Origin of the sequence: Pseudomonas wuhanensis (assembly GCF_030687395.1) — a bacterium.
Taxonomy (GTDB): Bacteria; Pseudomonadota; Gammaproteobacteria; order Pseudomonadales; family Pseudomonadaceae; genus Aquipseudomonas; species Aquipseudomonas wuhanensis.
The window spans coordinates 769,397-785,823 of record NZ_CP117430.1 but is presented as its reverse complement, the minus strand read 5'-3'; the positions used below and the strand labels follow the sequence as shown (position 1 = coordinate 785,823).

Below are 16,427 nucleotides of genomic sequence, written 5' to 3'. Positions count from 1 at the left end.
GTATTGAGATGGATAAACCACCTGTCGATCCGCAAAACCCGTTGCTGGAGCTGCGTCGCCTGACCCCGGCACGTATTGCCCTCGGTCGCACCGGCACCAGTATGCCGACCAGCGCACAGCTGGATTTCCAGTACGCCCATGCCCAGGCCCGGGATGCGGTGCATCTGCCGTTCGACCACATGGGGCTCAGTTCGCAACTGGCCGAGCGTGGACGTGAGAGTTTGCTGCTGCACAGCGCCGCCACGGACCGGAACAGCTATCTGCAGCGCCCCGATCTGGGGCGCAAGCTGAGTGATGAGTCGGCGCAAACCCTACGCGATTACGCGCTGAGCCATCCTGGCGGGGTGGATCTGGCCATCGTAGTGGCCGATGGCCTCTCGGCATTGGCCGTTCATCGCCACACCTTACCGTTTCTGGCCCGCATGGAAGAACAGACAGCCGCTGAGGGCTGGTCCCTGTCGCCGGTAATTCTGGTGGAACAGGGCCGAGTCGCGGTGGCCGACGAGATTGGCGAGCTGCTGGGCGCAAAAATGGTGGTCATATTGATCGGCGAACGCCCAGGCTTGAGCTCGCCAGACAGCCTGGGGTTGTATTTCACCTATAATCCCAAGGTCGGACTAACGGACGCCTATCGCAACTGCATTTCGAATGTTCGGCTCGAAGGCTTGAGTTACGGCATGGCGGCACACCGCTTGCTGTATTTGATGCGCGAAGCCTGTCGGCGGCAGTTATCAGGGGTCAGTCTTAAGGACGAAGCCCAGGTTCAGACGCTGGAGTCGGACATGGGTGCGGACATGAAAGGCAATTTCCTACTGAGCCCGTCGGATGCCTGAACCGTTTCCGCATTGCGTTTCTATTCAGGTTTCAGGCAGGATCGATGCACGGCCGCCAGGGTTTCCCGTCGCCGTCACCACGTAAGACAGCCACTTGAAGACGAGACCTACCATGCGGATTATTCAAGCGACCCTCGAACACCTCGACCTGCTGACCCCGTTGTTCGTCAAATATCGTGAGTTTTACGGTTCCCTGCCCTATCCGGACTCGTCCCGGGCGTTCCTCGAGAAACGCCTGCGGCGCAAGGAATCGGTGATCTACCTGGCCCTCGCCGATGACGACAACAACAAACTGATGGGTTTCTGTCAGTTGTACCCGAGTTTTTCGTCTCTTTCGCTTAAACGCGTATGGATCCTCAACGACATCTACGTCGCCGAAGACGCCCGCCGCCAATTGGTGGCCGACAACCTGATCCGCACCGCGAAAAAAATGGCCAAGGAAACCAATGCCGTGCGCATGCGCGTTTCCACCAGCAGCAATAACGAAGTCGCGCAGAAAACCTACGAATCCATCGGGTTCAGGGAAGACACCGAGTTCAAGAACTACGTGTTGCCGATCAGTGACGGGATTTAACGCACTGGGGCCTTTGTGGCGAGGGAGCTTGCTCCCGCTCGGCTGCGCAGCAGTCGTAAACCAACCAAAGCGATTATCCTGATACACCGCGTAGTCGGACCAGGAGCGCTTCGCACTCCCAGCGGGAGCAAGCTCCCTCACCACAGAGGATTGTGCAAAGCCAGCAGACCTATGGTCGACCCATCGACATCCCCCGCTACAAACTCGACGCGTTTTTCACTTGTCACCCCGTATAATGCCCATTCTTCCGGCTCGTAAGAAAAATCACACTTAGCTGTAGTCTTACGCGAAGCCATCCGCACAGGCCTGCAGAGTCGGGCCATCACCACAGGTGCTTTCCATGGATTTCAACCCGATCGACCTTATCCTGCATCTCGATGTTTACCTCGACCTGCTGGTGACCAACTACGGGGCATGGATTTACGCCATTCTGTTTCTGGTGATCTTCTGCGAAACCGGTCTGGTGGTGATGCCATTCCTGCCGGGCGATTCCCTGCTGTTTATCGCGGGCGCCGTGGCGGCCGGTGGCGGCATGGACCCGGTGCTGCTGGGTGGCTTGCTGATGCTGGCGGCGATTCTGGGTGACAGCACCAACTACGTGATTGGCCGCACCGCTGGCGAACGGCTGTTCAGTAACCCGAACTCGAAAATTTTCCGCCGCGACTACTTGCAACAAACCCACGATTTCTACGACAAACACGGCGGCAAAACCGTAACCCTGGCGCGTTTCCTGCCGATCATCCGTACCTTTGCACCATTCGTCGCCGGTGTTGGCAAAATGCCTTATCCGCGCTTCTTTGCCTTCAGTGTCCTGGGCACCATCCTCTGGGTGGGTGGCCTGGTCACCCTCGGTTTCTTCTTCGGCAACGTACCGTTCATCAAGCAAAACCTGTCGCTGCTGGTGGTGGGCATCATCCTGCTGTCGCTGCTACCGATGATCATCGGCGTAATCCGCAACCGCCTTGCCAATGCCGCGTCCAAAGCCGAACCCCGCTGACTCGCGATGTGGTCCCTTAGCGCCTGGCGACGCCAGCGCACCCTGGCCAGGCATCCGATTGCCGACGACATGTGGCAACGGGTGCGCCATCACTTGAGTTTTCTCGATGGCCTCAGCGCAGCCGAAGACCAGTGGCTGCGGGAAGCCTGCGTGCTGTTCCTGCAAGACAAACACCTGACCGCCCTGCCCGGCGTAGAACTCCATCAGGAACAACGCCTGCTGCTCGCAGCCCAGGCCCAATTGCCGCTGCTGCATCTGGGCGATCTGAACTGGTATCAGGGCTTTCACGAAATCATCCTCTACCCCGACGATTTCCTCAGCCCCCAGCGCCATCGCGATGCCAGCGGCGTTGAACACGAATGGGAAGGCGAACACAGCGGAGAAGCCTGGCCACAAGGCCCGATCATCCTCGCCTGGCCCGGCGTGATGGCCAGCGGTGGCTGGGAAGGCTATAACCTGGTCATCCATGAACTCGCGCACAAGCTCGACATGCTCAACGGCGACGCCAATGGCCTGCCACCACTGCATGCCGATATGCGTGTCAGCGACTGGGCCAAGGTCATGCAAGAAGCCTATGACGACCTTGACCGGCAACTGGACCGCAACCCTGACGCGCAAACCGCCATCGACCCGTACGCGGCGGAAAACCCCGCCGAATTCTTCGCAGTCACCAGCGAATACTTCTTCAGCGCCCCGGATTTGCTGCACGAGGCCTATCCACAGGTCTATGAGCAGTTGAAGCTGTTTTATCGTCAGGACCCATTGGCCCGGCTGCGGCAACTTCTGGCCGAGAACCCTGTCTATCAGGCACACGACTAACGTCTACGCGACCTCTGGTCCATAGCGTCGAAGGCGGAATATGCCTATAATCGCCGCCACTTTTTGGTCAATCCGGCCAAGTGTTTTTGGTCAACTAACGGGGGCACCGCCCAATGAGCTACAGCAAGATTCCGGCTGGCAAAGACCTGCCGAACGACATCTACGTCGCGATCGAGATCCCGGCCAACCACGCGCCGATCAAATACGAAATCGACAAAGACAGCGATTGCCTGTTCGTTGACCGTTTCATGGCCACCCCGATGTTCTACCCGGCCAACTACGGTTACATCCCGAACACCCTGGCCGACGACGGTGACCCCCTCGACGTGCTGGTCGTGACCCCTTACCCGGTTGCTCCAGGTTCGGTGATCCGCGCGCGTCCAGTCGGCATCCTGAACATGACCGACGACGGCGGCGGCGATGCCAAAGTGATCGCGGTTCCACACGACAAGCTGTCCCAGCTGTACGTCGACGTGAAGGAATACACCGACCTGCCACCGCTGCTGATTCAGCAGATCGAGCACTTCTTCGCGAACTACAAAGATCTCGAAAAAGGCAAATGGGTGAAGATCGAAGGCTGGGCCGGCGCAGATGCCGCCCGCGACGCGATCACCAAGTCGGTTGCTGCCTATAAAGGCTGAGAAGCCGCGGTAAGCTTCTAGCTGCAAGCGCCAAGAAAAACCCCGGTTGATCCGGGGTTTTTTGTGGGCGCTCTGCTCAGACACTCACCTTTTTAACGGTACGTATAGCGCTTCTTGGCTTTGGTTTTTTCCTGTTTAAATTCCACTAAAAGCGTCTTACATCCAGTCTTAAATTTCCCTCGAAATTTGAACGGATCGTTTATTCAAACCCCCGTCCTGCGCCAGTAAACTCGTGTTTATGAAAAAGAACACTAGCGGCCCACGGTTCAAAGCACTCCTCGAAGCAGCGAAAATCACAACCACAGGATTTGCCGCTTTCTTCGACACGGAAGCGCAAAATATCCACAACTGGTACACCCGAGGTGTGCCCGCCTACCGCATGGAAGAGGTCGCCAGACTACTGTCTGTAAACAGCGACTGGCTGAAAACCGGCGAAGGCCCGAAAGAATCCTCACGCCTGCGCGTGCTCGACGAATCAGGCAACACCTTCGATGCCCAGGCCATCCGCGGCATCTACACGGTGATCGAGCCTATCGACGTCGAGCTGCCCTTCTACAAAGAAACAACCACCGCCCCGGGCTCCAACAAAACACACGTCGTCAAAGACCCCAGCCAATCCATCCGCCTGCCCCGCAGCCACCTGGACTCCCTGGAAATCAGCCACGCCGACGCTATTTGTACCCACATGATCGGCAACAGCATGGGCGAAAAGATTGAGGACGGTTCGACGCTTGCCATCGATCGCGGGCTGACTCAGGTCATTGACGGGGAGATTTATGCGATCGAGCATGACGGGATGTTGCGAATCAAATACCTGCATCGGATGCCGGGGAATGCGTTGCGGTTGCGCAGCTACAACAAAGCCGAGTATCCAGACGAGATCTTCAGTGCCGAGCAGATCGACAAGCAAAACATAAGGGTATTGGGGTGGGTATTCTGGTGGTCGACGCTCAATAAACGCAGACCTTCCGTGCCCTTCCTATAAGCACGCAACCCTGTAATCCCTTGTGGCGAGGGGACTTGCCCCCGCTCGACTGCGCCGCAGTCGCAAACCATCCACTGTGGCGGACAGTATGGTTACCGGGTTTACGACTGCTTCGCAGCCGAACGCAGCCTTCGGCAGCTGCTACACCTCAGCGTAATCGCTCTGTCCCGCATGCCAAGCTGGGAATTCCTCAAAAAAATCAGTATGCTGCGCCCCACATTTGCGCATCGACCCTTCTTTCAGGCTCAGATCGCACCGACAAGGCAGATGACTTTCTCGCCAAGTCCCACAGCCGGACGCAAGATCCGGGTGTACGTTTTGAAGGCTGGCGCGGTTTACCAAAAATAAGCCAAGCCAGTCCCCGAGAAGCCGGCCACAAGCCGGCTTTTTAATGCCTAAAATAAAGCCTGAACATGCTTGGACCAATTCACCTGCAGCCAAACCCACTTGTTGCGCGATTCGATCGCAGCCGCATGTGAGCAACATGCTGTCCGACAACTGGACGGTGAGCCGAATAGGCGTCATATTCGGCTCACTATATGAGCCGAATAGCATTTTTAATCGGCTCACTCATTCCAAGAGCACCGACTCCATGTCACCTCACTGGATCTGGCAGCAGCCTGATTGGCCGAATTTCCAATGGCAAGCCGAGCGCTTGACGCTACTTTTGCGCGACTGCGTTCAGGCACAGGGTCGGTTGATGGGGATGGCCAGTTCGGTCGGCAATTCGTTGAGCGCGCAAAACGAACTGGATGCGTTGTTGCAGAACATCGTGACCTCGTCCGCTATCGAGGGTGAACAACTGAATGTTGGTTCCGTACGCTCTTCTTTGGCGCGACGGTTGGGCTTGGATCTGGTCAATGGCGATAAGGTGAGTCAGCGCAGTGAGGGCCTTGCGCAATTGATGCTCGACGCGACCCGGCATTTCGCTGAGCCACTGACATTGGTGCGATTGCTGGATTGGCATAAATGGCTGTTTCTTGAGCAAGACACGGACCTCGCAGCCCGATCGATCCGTGTCGGTGCCCTGCGCGGCGATGAGCCCATGCAAGTGGTTTCGGGGCGACTCGACAGGCCGACCGTTCACTTCGAAGCACCGCCTCGCCTTGGTCTTGAACGACAACTCGAAACCTTCCTGAGCTGGTTTGAAGCCAGCCGAAATCAGGTTGGCCTCGACCCTTTGCTGCGGGCCGGCGTCGCGCACTTCTGGTTCGTGACGTTGCATCCTTTCGACGATGGCAACGGCCGCCTGACGCGAACGATCACTGATCTGGCCCTGGCTCAGGGTGAGGCTCAGGCCATCCGTTTCTATGCCATGTCGGCAAGCATTCTGGATGATCGTTCAGGCTATTACCGAGTGCTGGAAACCAGCCAGAAAGCCACGCTGGATATCACCGAGTGGCTGGAGTGGTTCCTGCAAACCTTGTTGCGCAGCTTGCAGCAAGCCATGACGCGGATCGAGTCGGTACTGGGCAAGGCGCGTTTCTGGCAGGCGCATCGGGAATCTGAACTGTCGGCCGAGCAGACCAAAGTACTGAATCGCTTGCTCGATGGCGGGGAACGAGGTTTCGATAATGGCATCAGCGCCGCTCAATACCAGGCAGTGGCAAAGGTTTCCAAAGCCACCGCGACCCGTCATCTGGCCGAACTGCTGGAGAAGGGCTGCCTGAAACGCCTGCCCGGCGGCGGGCGCAGTACTCGATATCAAATCAGCTATCCGGATAACTCACTGGGATAATCGTGATCAACACCACTACTGTGGCGAGGGAGCTTGCTCCCGCTCGACTGCGAAGCGGTCGCAAATCGCTGAATGCGGTATACCTGAAGAAACACGGACGTATGGTTTGGGGGTCGCTTCGCGCCCCAGCGGGAGCAAGCTCCCTCGCCACAAGGTTGTGTTGGCAGCCTGGAACTGCTGCTCCAACGACCCCGCTCATTTGCCCATAACCCCTATGTCTGCTAGTGTCGCGCCGGTTTAACGTCAACCGGAAATAGCCGCCATGGCCCGCAAAAAAGCTGCACTGGATTTCGAACAATCCCTCGCTGACCTGCAAACGCTGGTGGAGCGTCTGGAGAACGGCGAATTGTCGCTGGAAGACTCTCTGACCGCTTTCGAGCAGGGCATCGGTCTGACCCGCGATTGCCAGGCGGCGCTGGCTCAGGCCGAGCAGAAGGTTCAAGTGCTGCTCGAGCGTGATGGTGAGCTGGCCGAGGAACCCTTCGACGCGGATCAGCCAGAATGATTGCGGCGTATTCGGCGACCAGCCAGGCCCGCGTCAATGCGGCACTGGAAACCCTGTTCAACGCACCGAGTCCTGAACTCGCCCGCCTTTACGAAGCCATGCGCTACAGCGTGATGAACGGCGGCAAGCGGGTGCGCCCGCTGCTGGCTTACGCCGCGTGCGAGGCACTGGGCGGCAAGGCCGAGCAAGCCAATGGCGCGGCCTGTGCGGTAGAGCTGATCCATGCCTATTCGCTGGTGCACGATGATTTACCGGCCATGGACGACGACGATTTGCGTCGCGGCCAGCCGACTACGCATAAAAAATTCGATGAAGCCTGTGCAATCCTCGCCGGTGACGGCTTGCAGAGCCTGGCCTTCAGCGCCCTGCTCGACCCACGCCTGAGCAGTTGCGACGCCGAAACCCGTCTGCAGATGGTCAGCGCCCTGGCGTTGGCGGCAGGTCCGGCGGGCATGGTCGGCGGGCAAGCCATCGATCTCGGTTCGGTGGGCCTGAAGCTCGATCAAAAAGCCCTTGAATACATGCACCGGCACAAGACCGGCGCGCTGATCGAAGTCAGCGTCAAGCTCGGTGCACTGGCCAGCGGTCATGCCGCGAAGGACGAACTGAAGTCCCTGCAGAGTTATGCACAGGCCATTGGCCTCGCATTTCAGGTCCAGGACGACATTCTCGACGTCGAAAGTGACACCGAAACCCTCGGCAAACGCCAGGGCGCCGATATCGCTCGGGACAAGCCGACCTACCCGGCCCTGCTCGGTCTCGACGCGGCCAAGGCCTACGCCCTGGAACTGCGCGACCAGGCCCTGCACGCGCTGCGACCGTTTGACGCGGCGGCTGAGCCATTGCGCGATCTGGCCCGGTACATCGTCGATCGCCGCAGCTGACGGCGTATCCGCCAAAAAAAACCAACGCGTGGGCAGGGGGCGATGCATCAGGTAAACTGCCGCATCTTTTATACCTATAACGATTCGCCTGATGCCCACGACGTTTCATGAGATTCCCCGCAAGCGCCCGACCACGCCCCTGCTCGACCGTGCCAACACGCCGGACGGCCTGCGCCGGTTAGGCGAAGCCGAGCTGGAAACCCTGGCTGATGAGTTGCGCCTGGAATTGCTCTACACGGTCGGTCAGACCGGTGGGCATTTCGGTGCCGGCTTGGGCGTGATCGAGCTGACCATCGCGCTGCATTACGTCTTCGACACCCCGGACGACCGGCTGGTGTGGGACGTGGGTCATCAGGCCTACCCGCACAAAATTCTCACCGGCCGTCGCGAGCGCATGAGCACCCTGCGCCAGAAGGACGGTGTGGCGGCCTTCCCGCGTCGTTCCGAGAGCGAGTACGACACCTTTGGCGTCGGCCACTCCAGCACGTCGATCAGCGCAGCGCTGGGCATGGCGATTGCCGCCCGCCTGCAACACAGTGATCGCAAGGCGATCGCGGTGATCGGCGACGGCGCACTGACTGCCGGCATGGCCTTCGAAGCGCTGAACCATGCGCCGGAAGTGGATGCCAACATGCTGGTGATCCTCAACGACAACGACATGTCGATCTCGCGCAACGTCGGCGGGCTGTCGAACTATCTGGCGAAAATCCTTTCCAGCCGCACTTACGCGAGCATGCGCGAAGGCAGCAAAAAGGTCCTGTCGCGCCTGCCCGGCGCCTGGGAAATCGCCCGTCGTACCGAAGAATACGCCAAAGGCATGCTGGTTCCCGGCACCCTGTTCGAAGAGCTGGGCTGGAACTACATCGGCCCGATCGATGGCCACGACCTGCCGACCCTGATCGCCACTCTGCGCAACATGCGCGATCTGAAAGGCCCGCAATTCCTGCACGTGGTCACCAAGAAGGGCAAAGGCTTCGCTCCGGCGGAAGTCGACCCGATCGGTTACCACGCCATCACCAAACTCGAACCCCTGGACGCCCCGGCCAACCCGCCGAAGAAAGCCGGCGGGCCGAAGTATTCCGGTGTGTTCGGTGAATGGCTGTGCGACATGGCCGCTGCCGATCCGCGTCTGGTCGGGATCACCCCGGCGATGAAGGAAGGCTCCGACCTGGTGGCCTTCAGCGAGCGCTTCCCGGAGCGCTATTTCGACGTGGCGATTGCCGAGCAACACGCCGTGACCCTGGCGGCCGGCATGGCCTGCGAAGGCGCGAAACCGGTGGTGGCGATCTATTCGACCTTCCTGCAGCGCGCTTACGACCAGCTTGTGCATGATGTGGCGGTGCAAAACCTCGACGTGCTGTTCGCCATCGACCGCGCTGGCCTGGTGGGCGAAGACGGCCCGACGCACGCGGGTAGCTTTGACCTGTCGTTCCTGCGTTGCATCCCCGGCATGCTGGTGATGACCCCGAGCGACGAAAACGAACTGCGAAAAATGCTCAGCACCGGCCACCTGTACGACGGCCCGGCGGCGGTGCGTTATCCGCGCGGCACCGGCCCGAATGCGCCGATCGCGAAAGACCTCGAGCCGATTGAAATCGGCAAGGGTGTCGTCCGCCGTCAGGGCAGCAAAGTCGCCCTGCTGGTGTTCGGCGTGCAACTGGCCGAGGCGCTGAAAGTCGCCGAGAAGCTGGATGCGACCGTGGTCGATATGCGCTTCGTCAAACCGCTCGACGAAGCACTGGTTCGCGAAATCGCCGGCAGCCATGAACTGCTGGCGACCATCGAAGAGAACGCCATCATGGGCGGTGCCGGTGGCGCGGTCAGCGAGTTCCTTGCCCGAGAAAACATCCTCAGGTCGGTGCTGCACCTGGGCTTGCCGGACGCCTATGTGGAGCACGCCAAGCCTGCGCAAATGCTCGCCGAATGCGGGCTGGACGAGGCCGGGATCGAAGAGGCGGTGCGTCAGCGGCTGCAACTGCTGAATATCTAATCCTCTGGCTACATGCAAAACCCTGTGGGAGCGGGCTTGCCCGCGATAGCGGAATGACAGTCGACTTGTTCATTGACTGACACTCCGTCATCGCGGGCAAGCCCGCTCCCACATTGGTTTTGTGCAACCTTCAAGAATGTGTTCACTTTAAAGCGCCAACGGACTGCCCATGAAACTCCCCCGCCTCGCCCTGACGCTGACGCTTCTGCCGGCCAGCCAACTTCTGGCCGACACCTTCGAACGCGACCAAGCCCTGAAACTGCCAGACGTGCTGATCAGCGCTAACCGTCAGGTCGAAGCACGCAATGACAGCAGCGCCGCCAACACCGTGTTCACCCGCGAAGACATCGACCGCCTGCAACCGAGCAGTGTCACCGACCTGCTGCGCCGCGTGCCGGGTGTACAGATCGGGCAAACCGGGGGGCGCGGTAGTCTGCCGGGGGTCTACATTCGTGGTACCAAGTCGGCGCAAAGTCTGGTGCTGGTCGACGGCCAGCGCATCGGCAACTCGACCTCCGGCGATAGCAACCTGCAACACATCAACATCGAACAGGTCGAGCGCGTAGAAGTGCTGCGTGGTTCGCGCTCAGTGATTTACGGCAGCGATGCTATTGGCGGGGTGATCCAGATCTTCACCCGCCGTGGCGGCGAACAGGGTCTGCAACCACGCCTGCACATGGGAGTGGGCAGCAACCAGACTTGGGAGCGCAGCCTCGGATTGTCCGGCGGCAACCCGCAGACACGTTTCAATCTCGGTGCCAGCCATGATGAAACGGCAGGCATCAATCGCACCCATGAGTCCTATCCCAGCGATGGCGATCACGACGAATACCGCAATAAATCGGTCAGCTTAAGCCTGAGTCACACCCTCACCGACGACATCGAAATCGGCGCCAACTTGCTGGATAACCAGGGTAAAAGCGCATTCGATAACCCATTCGGCCGTTTCGACATGACCACCTTCGAATCGGTCCAGCAGCAACCCTACAGCGAGTTCTCTGTGAGCAGCGTCAGCAGTTACGTCGATGCGCGCATCAACGACGCTTGGAAAACCCGCGTCGAATTCGGCCACAGCGAAAACCGCGAGAAGACGCTCGACAAGCTCAGCGACGAGCGCAGCGTGTTCAATACTTATCGCGATTCGGTGAACTGGCAGAACGATCTGACCCTGGATGAGCGCAACAGCCTCATCGTCGGCGGTGACTGGTACGAAGACCGAATCAACGGCAGCACGGCGTTCGACGAGGACAGCCGCTGGAACCGTGCAGCGTTTATCCAGCATCGCTATCAGGCCGACAGTTTCTCTACCGAACTGGGCCTGCGTCGCGACCAGAACCAGCAGTTCGGCAGCCAGAACAGCTGGAGCGGCACGTTCACGCTGCCGCTGAACCCGGACAATGATGTGCTGTTGACCTACAGCGAAGGCTTCCGCGCGCCGACCTTCAACGACCTGTACTACCCGGACTTCAGCAACCCGGACCTGAAACCCGAGACCTCGAAAAGTTATGAGCTGCAATGGCGCAGTCAGCTGACGCAGAGCAGTCGCCTGGAAGTTTCGCTGTATCGCACCGATCTGGAAGACGCGATTATTTTCGGCAGCAACAACCGCCCGGCGAACGTCGCTTCGGCGCGGATCAACGGTTTTGAAGCGACCTTGAAACAGGAGCTGTTCGGCTGGCAGAGCAACCTTGGCGTGGCGATCATCGACCCACGGGATCGCGACAGCGGCCACACCCTCGCCCGCCGCGCACGGCGGACCTTGAGCCTGGACCTGGATCGACAATTCGATCGACTGGGTCTCGGTGCCAGTTGGCAAGCGGTGAGCAGCAGTTTTGACGACGAGAACAACCAGCAGCCGCTGGGCGGGTATGCGTTGTTGGGATTGCGTAGCAGCTGGGCGCTAAATCGCGAGATCAAGCTGGAATTGAAGGTCGATAACCTGCTGGACAAGGGCTACAGCCGGGCGTTGTACAGCCATGACGGCAGTCAGTATGGGTATCGCGAGGAAGGCCGGGCGTGGATGTTCGGGGTGACTTGGACGCCAGAGTTTTGACCAGAGATTGTGGCGTTTGAGCCGGCCTCATCGCGGGCAAGCCCGCTCCCACAGGGATCACACTGAACCTGTGGGAGCGGGCTTGCCCGCGATGAATGCGCCTCGGTCTTAGTGGTCAGGCGCGATCAACTGGCACAACTTGGCAGTCGCCTCGATCATCTGCCCACTCGGCCGCTCCAGGCCTTTATCGGTCACCAGCAGCAATTGCCCCTGCACCACCGCCGTCACCTGTGGCCAGGCTTTCCACGCATCGAGCTGCGCCTGATCACTGGCCAGGATCACCTCGGGATTGCGCTGCAACACCGCCTCCACACTGACCTGCGGTGCAGGCTGCGTCAGGTCGGCAAACACATTGCGCGCCCCGCAAACCTGTAGCGCATCGCTGATGATCTGCCCACCGCCCACGGTGTACAGCGGCCGATCCCAGACTTGATAAAACACCCGTAACGGCTCGTCCCTTCGATAGCGCTGGCGCAGGGAATCGAGTTGCTGACGCAGATTTTCGGCCAATGAAACGCCACGTTCCGCTCTGCCGAGTTGCGCAGCGATCACTTCAATCTGGGCGGCAAGTTGTTCGAGGTTGTGAGGTTCGGCGACATAGGTGGGAATGTTCAGCCGTTTGAGCTGCTCACGCTGCGCCGGCCCCACACTGCCCGGCCACAGCAGCAATAGATCGGGCTTGAGGCTGAGCAGTCGCTCCATGTCCAACTGGCCGTAGCTGCCAACGGAAGGAATGTCTTTGAGTTCAGCGGGACGTTCGCCAGCATCCAGCACACCGACCAGAAGGTCAGCCGAGCTCAGCTCAACGACGATTTCAGAAAGCGACGGTGCCAGACTGACAACCCGCTCAACCGCAGTGGCCGAGCCGCTGACGGCCAATAGCAACACCGCCAGCCAGATGCTGCGCATCAGCCGAGTTGTCGCGGGATACGGTAGAGGTAGAACAGCACCGTAGTCGACAGTGCCAGCAGCACCAGCGGTACGGCTTCAAGACCGACGAATACCGCCAGCGCACCGATCCAGGCGGGCAGGCCGGCGACCAGAAACGCGGCACGGCGTTTCGCGGCCAGGGCGATCCAGGCGTCGGGTTCTTCAGGGGTGTCGAGAGCTTTCTGGGTGGCGATCAGCGCGTGCTTGTAGCCGCCAAAGAATTTCAGGCTGACAAACATCGAGGCCACACCGGCGATGAACAATGGCATCGCCAGCACCGGCAGAATCGCCTCGCTTTGGCCGAATACGCCGTTGATCACGAACAGCGGCACCAAGGCCAGCACCAGGTATTGCCACCAGTTGACGGACAGTCGCCGCCGCACCTGACCGCGAGTCACGCCCGGTCAACCTCGCCCTGATGTTCATTGCCCATCATATGGTCGAGCTTGCTGGCCTTGGTCGCCAGATAGAGCTTGTTGTGCGGGTTGTGACCAGTGTGCAACGGCACGCGCTCGGCCACCACGATGCCCATGTCGGTCAAGGCTTTGACCTTGCGTGGGTTGTTGGTCATCAGACGCAGGGACTTCACGCCCAGGTGCTCCAGCATCGGCAGGCACATGGCGTAGTCGCGCTGGTCGGCGGCGAAACCCAGACGTTCGTTTGCTTCAACGGTGTCGGCACCGCCGTCCTGCAATTCATAGGCGCGGATCTTGTTCAACAAGCCAATGCCGCGACCTTCCTGACGCAAGTAGAGCAACACGCCACGGCCTTCACGGGCGATTGCCTGCAGGGCTGCCTCGAGTTGCGAACCGCAGTCGCAACGCTGGCTGAACAAGGCATCGCCGGTCAGGCATTCGGAGTGCAACCGGCCGAGTACCGGAGCACCGTCGGCGAACTCACCCAGGCTCAATACTACGTGCTCGCGCCCGTTCTCTTCATCGAGAAAGCCATGCATGGTGAATTGCGCAAAAGGCGTTGGCAGCTTGGAAGCGGCGACAAAAACGACAGGCACCGGTGTGCTCCTGATCTATAAGTACTGAAGATTCGCAGAGGCGGCATTGTAACAGCACGTTCCTGCAGACGCTTAGGCTGAATTATGGGGCATAACGATCAAAATGTTTGATCAAGAGGCCAAGCCAACGACCCTTGTGGGAGCGGGCTTGCTCGCGAAAGCGGACTCACATTCAACATATGAGTAGCCTGATATATCGCTTTCGCGAGCAAGCCCGCTCCCACATTGACCGTATTCAGTCTGTGCCAAACGGGTACGGCTGTTTCCACTTTGCGAAAATCGGTTTCAGCTGGCCATTTTTGACCAGCACTTCCATGCGCTGATCGAACAGCGCCATCAACTTGCGAGCTCCTGGTGTATCGGCGAAGCACAGGTACAGTGGCAGGTCCGCGATGTGCGTGCGGCGAAACTGCGACGGGTCCTTGGCTCGATTAACGATGTAATCGACTTCGGTCAGCGCATCGATGTAGTAGTCGACGCGATTGTGGGTCAGCATCGACAGAATTCCCGTCCGCCGCACGACTTCGTTATAGCGCTGCACATTGGGCAGATAAGCCTGGTACTTGTAGCCGCGCACCCAGGCCAATCGATAGTTGCCCAGGGTTTGCAGGGTCGGCACCGGATTGCTGGCCAGACCCAGCGCATAGATCGGATCGGTATCGAAACTCCAGCGCGGATAGAGCACACCGCTGACTTCATCCCGATAGGCACCGACACAAGCGTCCACTTCGCCACGCTGTGCAAGGCCCGTGGCGCGTGTATACGGTTCGGTTCGAATATCCAGTTTGACGCCCGCCGGCTCGAACACTTCGCGCAACACGTCCCAGCCCAACCCATGGCCATCGGCGGCGGTGAAGTCTTCCCAGGCTTCACTGGCGAGGTGAATCACGGGCGGCATTGTCGGTGCGTCCCCCGCTTGGGCGAACGAGCAGAACACTGCGAAAACCATCAGCAGCAACCCGCGTCGCGCCATCCCCGGTTCTCTCACTGGACGCTTCAGACGAAAAACCACACCAGCGCTTGCATCGCCAACCACGCAAATACGCCCGCCAGCACGTCGTCGAGCATGATCCCGACACCACCGTGCACATGCCGGTCGATCCAGTGAATCGGCCACGGCTTGAGGATGTCGAAGAAGCGGAACATCAGGAACCCCGCCAGCAACCAGTACCAGCCTTCCGGCACCAGCCACAGGGTGATCCACATCCCGACCATTTCGTCCCAGACGATGCCTTCGTGGTCATGTACGCGCAAATCGTCGGCGACCTTGCCGCACAGCCAGAAGCCGAAGAGCATGGTGATGCCGAGCATCAGCCAGTAGCCCCAGTCGGGCAGCATCTGCCACAACGGAATAAAGGGTAACGCCACTAACGAACCCCAGGTGCCCGGCGCTTTTGGCAGGGTGCCCGAGCCGAAGCCGAACGCCAGGAAATGCCACGGATTGCGCCAGACCGACGGCGGTACGAACTGCGCCGGGACCTGTTTGGGATGATCTGTCACGGTGTCTCCCGAAAATGTTGGTAACCCCGGACTGGCGGGGTGATGTCGTGTCCGTCGGCGTCCAGCAGTGTCACGCCCTGCCCTGCTACGACCCGCCCAAGCACATGGATCGGCCAGCCGTCCGCCAGCAACGATGGCAACTCGGCGGGCGGCAAGGTGAAGGCCAGCACGTAATCGTCACCGCCGCTCAGGGCGGCTTGCTCAGCGTCGGACTGGCCGAGGAAGGCCAGCAGCGCCTTCGACAACGGCAGCTTACTGCGCTCCACCTGAACCCCGACTTTCGACGCCAGGGCAATGTGTCCGCAGTCGGCGAGCAGGCCGTCGGAGATATCCAGCGCCGCAGTGGCTCTGCCGCGCAACGCCATGCCCAGCCCCAGCTGCGGTTGCGGTGACCAGTAATGGGCACGCAACGGATCAGCGATGGCCGGGTCAGCCATTCGCTGGCCGAGCACCAATGGCAATGCACCCGCGCCGTTCCCCAGCTCACCGCCCACGCAGAGCAAATCACCCGGCCGTGCGCCGCTGCGGGTCAACGCCAAACCAGCCGGCACCCGACCGAATACGGTCATGGTCAGGCTCAGCGGCCCGCGGGTAGTATCGCCCCCCACCAGCGCCACACCGCAATTTTGCGCCATGAGGTTCAAACCACGGGCGAAGGCTTCCAGCCAATCGGTGGTCACCGTCGGCAAGGTCAGGGCAAGGGTAAAGGCAATGGGAGCGGCGCCCATGGCGGCCAGATCACTGACAGCCACAGCCAGCGAGCGCTGACCGAGCAGAAACGGGTCGCAGGGGTCTGCGAAATGCACACCGGCCACGAGCGTGTCGGTGGAAATCGCCAACTGCTCCCCGGGGGGAACAGCCAGCAAGGCACAGTCGTCGCCGATCCCGAGGGCAACGCCTTCGCCGCCCTGCGCACAAGGCGCGGCGGCGAAGAAATTGCGGATCAGCTCAAACTCACCCATAGCG

17 protein-coding genes are annotated in these 16,427 nt (G+C 60.0%); 11 read left to right on the top strand and 6 right to left on the bottom strand.

The genetic code is table 11. The annotated features are described in order from the left end of the window. Positions 1-8 precede the first annotated feature (8 nt). From eutC to PSH88_RS03640, 11 genes are all read left to right on the top strand, one after another. The gene (gene eutC / locus PSH88_RS03690) at positions 9-833 is read left to right on the top strand and encodes an ethanolamine ammonia-lyase subunit EutC (protein WP_305424965.1); all 825 of its coding nucleotides are present in this window, start codon (positions 9-11) and stop codon (positions 831-833) included. Positions 834-945: 112 nt separating this feature from the next. Then, entirely contained in the window at positions 946-1,407 is a 462-nt protein-coding gene (locus PSH88_RS03685; protein ID WP_063342407.1) for a GNAT family N-acetyltransferase, read from the top strand. A 340-nt stretch (positions 1,408-1,747) separates the two neighbouring features. Beyond that, complete coding sequence (locus PSH88_RS03680; RefSeq protein WP_305424963.1) at positions 1,748-2,404, top strand: DedA family protein; 657 nt, start codon at positions 1,748-1,750, stop codon at positions 2,402-2,404. Between the two features lie 6 nt (positions 2,405-2,410). Then, entirely contained in the window at positions 2,411-3,223 is an 813-nt protein-coding gene (locus PSH88_RS03675; RefSeq protein WP_305424961.1) for a M90 family metallopeptidase, read from the top strand. A gap of 113 nt (positions 3,224-3,336) precedes the next feature. Continuing rightward, positions 3,337-3,864, top strand: coding sequence for an inorganic diphosphatase (gene ppa / locus PSH88_RS03670; protein WP_008052339.1), 528 nt, complete (start codon positions 3,337-3,339; stop codon positions 3,862-3,864). A gap of 238 nt (positions 3,865-4,102) precedes the next feature. Then, positions 4,103-4,849, top strand: a complete 747-nt coding sequence (locus PSH88_RS03665; RefSeq protein ID WP_305424960.1) for a S24 family peptidase — start codon at positions 4,103-4,105, stop codon at positions 4,847-4,849. A 592-nt stretch (positions 4,850-5,441) separates the two neighbouring features. Further along, entirely contained in the window at positions 5,442-6,587 is a 1,146-nt protein-coding gene (locus PSH88_RS03660; protein WP_305424959.1) for a Fic family protein, read from the top strand. Positions 6,588-6,849: 262 nt separating this feature from the next. Then, positions 6,850-7,092, top strand: a complete 243-nt coding sequence (locus tag PSH88_RS03655; protein WP_007894317.1) for an exodeoxyribonuclease VII small subunit — start codon at positions 6,850-6,852, stop codon at positions 7,090-7,092. After that, positions 7,089-7,976, top strand: coding sequence for a (2E,6E)-farnesyl diphosphate synthase (gene ispA / locus PSH88_RS03650; RefSeq protein ID WP_305424958.1), 888 nt, complete (start codon positions 7,089-7,091; stop codon positions 7,974-7,976). Before PSH88_RS03655 ends, ispA begins: the two co-directional genes overlap by 4 nt. A gap of 91 nt (positions 7,977-8,067) precedes the next feature. Beyond that, on the top strand, positions 8,068-9,966 hold the full coding sequence (gene dxs, locus PSH88_RS03645) for a 1-deoxy-D-xylulose-5-phosphate synthase (RefSeq protein WP_305424957.1): 1,899 nt from the start codon (positions 8,068-8,070) through the stop codon (positions 9,964-9,966). Between the two features lie 169 nt (positions 9,967-10,135). Then, the gene (locus tag PSH88_RS03640; RefSeq protein WP_305483469.1) at positions 10,136-12,019 is read left to right on the top strand and encodes a TonB-dependent receptor domain-containing protein; all 1,884 of its coding nucleotides are present in this window, start codon (positions 10,136-10,138) and stop codon (positions 12,017-12,019) included. A gap of 108 nt (positions 12,020-12,127) precedes the next feature. Here the strand turns inward: PSH88_RS03640 and PSH88_RS03635 are convergent, their stop codons facing one another. The 6 genes from PSH88_RS03635 to thiL form a co-directional block, all read right to left on the bottom strand. Then, positions 12,128-12,928 carry a cobalamin-binding protein gene (locus PSH88_RS03635; RefSeq protein ID WP_305424955.1) on the bottom strand — a complete coding sequence of 267 codons (801 nt, stop codon included), beginning with the start codon at positions 12,926-12,928 and terminating at the stop codon, positions 12,128-12,130. Next, on the bottom strand, positions 12,928-13,347 hold the full coding sequence (locus PSH88_RS03630) for an MFS transporter (protein WP_305424954.1): 420 nt from the start codon (positions 13,345-13,347) through the stop codon (positions 12,928-12,930). The genes PSH88_RS03635 and PSH88_RS03630 overlap by 1 nt, the downstream gene beginning before the upstream one ends. Next, positions 13,344-13,961 (bottom strand): GTP cyclohydrolase II, encoded by a 618-nt coding sequence (gene ribA, locus PSH88_RS03625; RefSeq protein WP_007906827.1) that lies wholly within the window; start codon positions 13,959-13,961, stop codon positions 13,344-13,346. Before ribA ends, PSH88_RS03630 begins: the two co-directional genes overlap by 4 nt. 235 nt (positions 13,962-14,196) lie before the next feature. Then, positions 14,197-14,934 carry a substrate-binding periplasmic protein gene (locus PSH88_RS03620; protein WP_305424953.1) on the bottom strand — a complete coding sequence of 246 codons (738 nt, stop codon included), beginning with the start codon at positions 14,932-14,934 and terminating at the stop codon, positions 14,197-14,199. A 23-nt stretch (positions 14,935-14,957) separates the two neighbouring features. After that, a complete protein-coding gene (locus tag PSH88_RS03615) occupies positions 14,958-15,461 on the bottom strand; it encodes a phosphatidylglycerophosphatase A family protein (RefSeq protein ID WP_305424952.1) in 504 nt (167 codons plus the stop codon). After that, positions 15,458-16,423: a thiamine-phosphate kinase gene (gene thiL, locus PSH88_RS03610; RefSeq protein ID WP_305424951.1), complete on the bottom strand. Its 966-nt coding sequence runs from the start codon at positions 16,421-16,423 to the stop codon at positions 15,458-15,460. Before thiL ends, PSH88_RS03615 begins: the two co-directional genes overlap by 4 nt. Positions 16,424-16,427: the final 4 nt, after the last annotated feature.

Excerpts from the sequence above, each read along its gene's own strand:
- eutC (WP_305424965.1), top strand. The coding sequence starts at position 9 with ATGGATAAACCACCTGTCGATCCGCAAAACCCGTTGCTGGAGCTGCGT.
- PSH88_RS03685 (WP_063342407.1), top strand. The coding sequence starts at position 946 with ATGCGGATTATTCAAGCGACCCTCGAACACCTCGACCTGCTGACCCCG.
- PSH88_RS03680 (WP_305424963.1), top strand. The coding sequence starts at position 1,748 with ATGGATTTCAACCCGATCGACCTTATCCTGCATCTCGATGTTTACCTC.
- PSH88_RS03675 (WP_305424961.1), top strand. The coding sequence starts at position 2,411 with ATGTGGTCCCTTAGCGCCTGGCGACGCCAGCGCACCCTGGCCAGGCAT.
- ppa (WP_008052339.1), top strand. The coding sequence starts at position 3,337 with ATGAGCTACAGCAAGATTCCGGCTGGCAAAGACCTGCCGAACGACATC.
- PSH88_RS03665 (WP_305424960.1), top strand. The coding sequence starts at position 4,103 with ATGAAAAAGAACACTAGCGGCCCACGGTTCAAAGCACTCCTCGAAGCA.
- PSH88_RS03660 (WP_305424959.1), top strand. The coding sequence starts at position 5,442 with ATGTCACCTCACTGGATCTGGCAGCAGCCTGATTGGCCGAATTTCCAA.
- PSH88_RS03655 (WP_007894317.1), top strand. The coding sequence starts at position 6,850 with ATGGCCCGCAAAAAAGCTGCACTGGATTTCGAACAATCCCTCGCTGAC.
- ispA (WP_305424958.1), top strand. The coding sequence starts at position 7,089 with ATGATTGCGGCGTATTCGGCGACCAGCCAGGCCCGCGTCAATGCGGCA.
- dxs (WP_305424957.1), top strand. The coding sequence starts at position 8,068 with ATGCCCACGACGTTTCATGAGATTCCCCGCAAGCGCCCGACCACGCCC.
- PSH88_RS03640 (WP_305483469.1), top strand. The coding sequence starts at position 10,136 with ATGAAACTCCCCCGCCTCGCCCTGACGCTGACGCTTCTGCCGGCCAGC.
- PSH88_RS03635 (WP_305424955.1), bottom strand. The coding sequence starts at position 12,928 with ATGCGCAGCATCTGGCTGGCGGTGTTGCTATTGGCCGTCAGCGGCTCG.
- PSH88_RS03620 (WP_305424953.1), bottom strand. The coding sequence starts at position 14,934 with ATGGCGCGACGCGGGTTGCTGCTGATGGTTTTCGCAGTGTTCTGCTCG.
- thiL (WP_305424951.1), bottom strand. The coding sequence starts at position 16,423 with ATGGGTGAGTTTGAGCTGATCCGCAATTTCTTCGCCGCCGCGCCTTGT.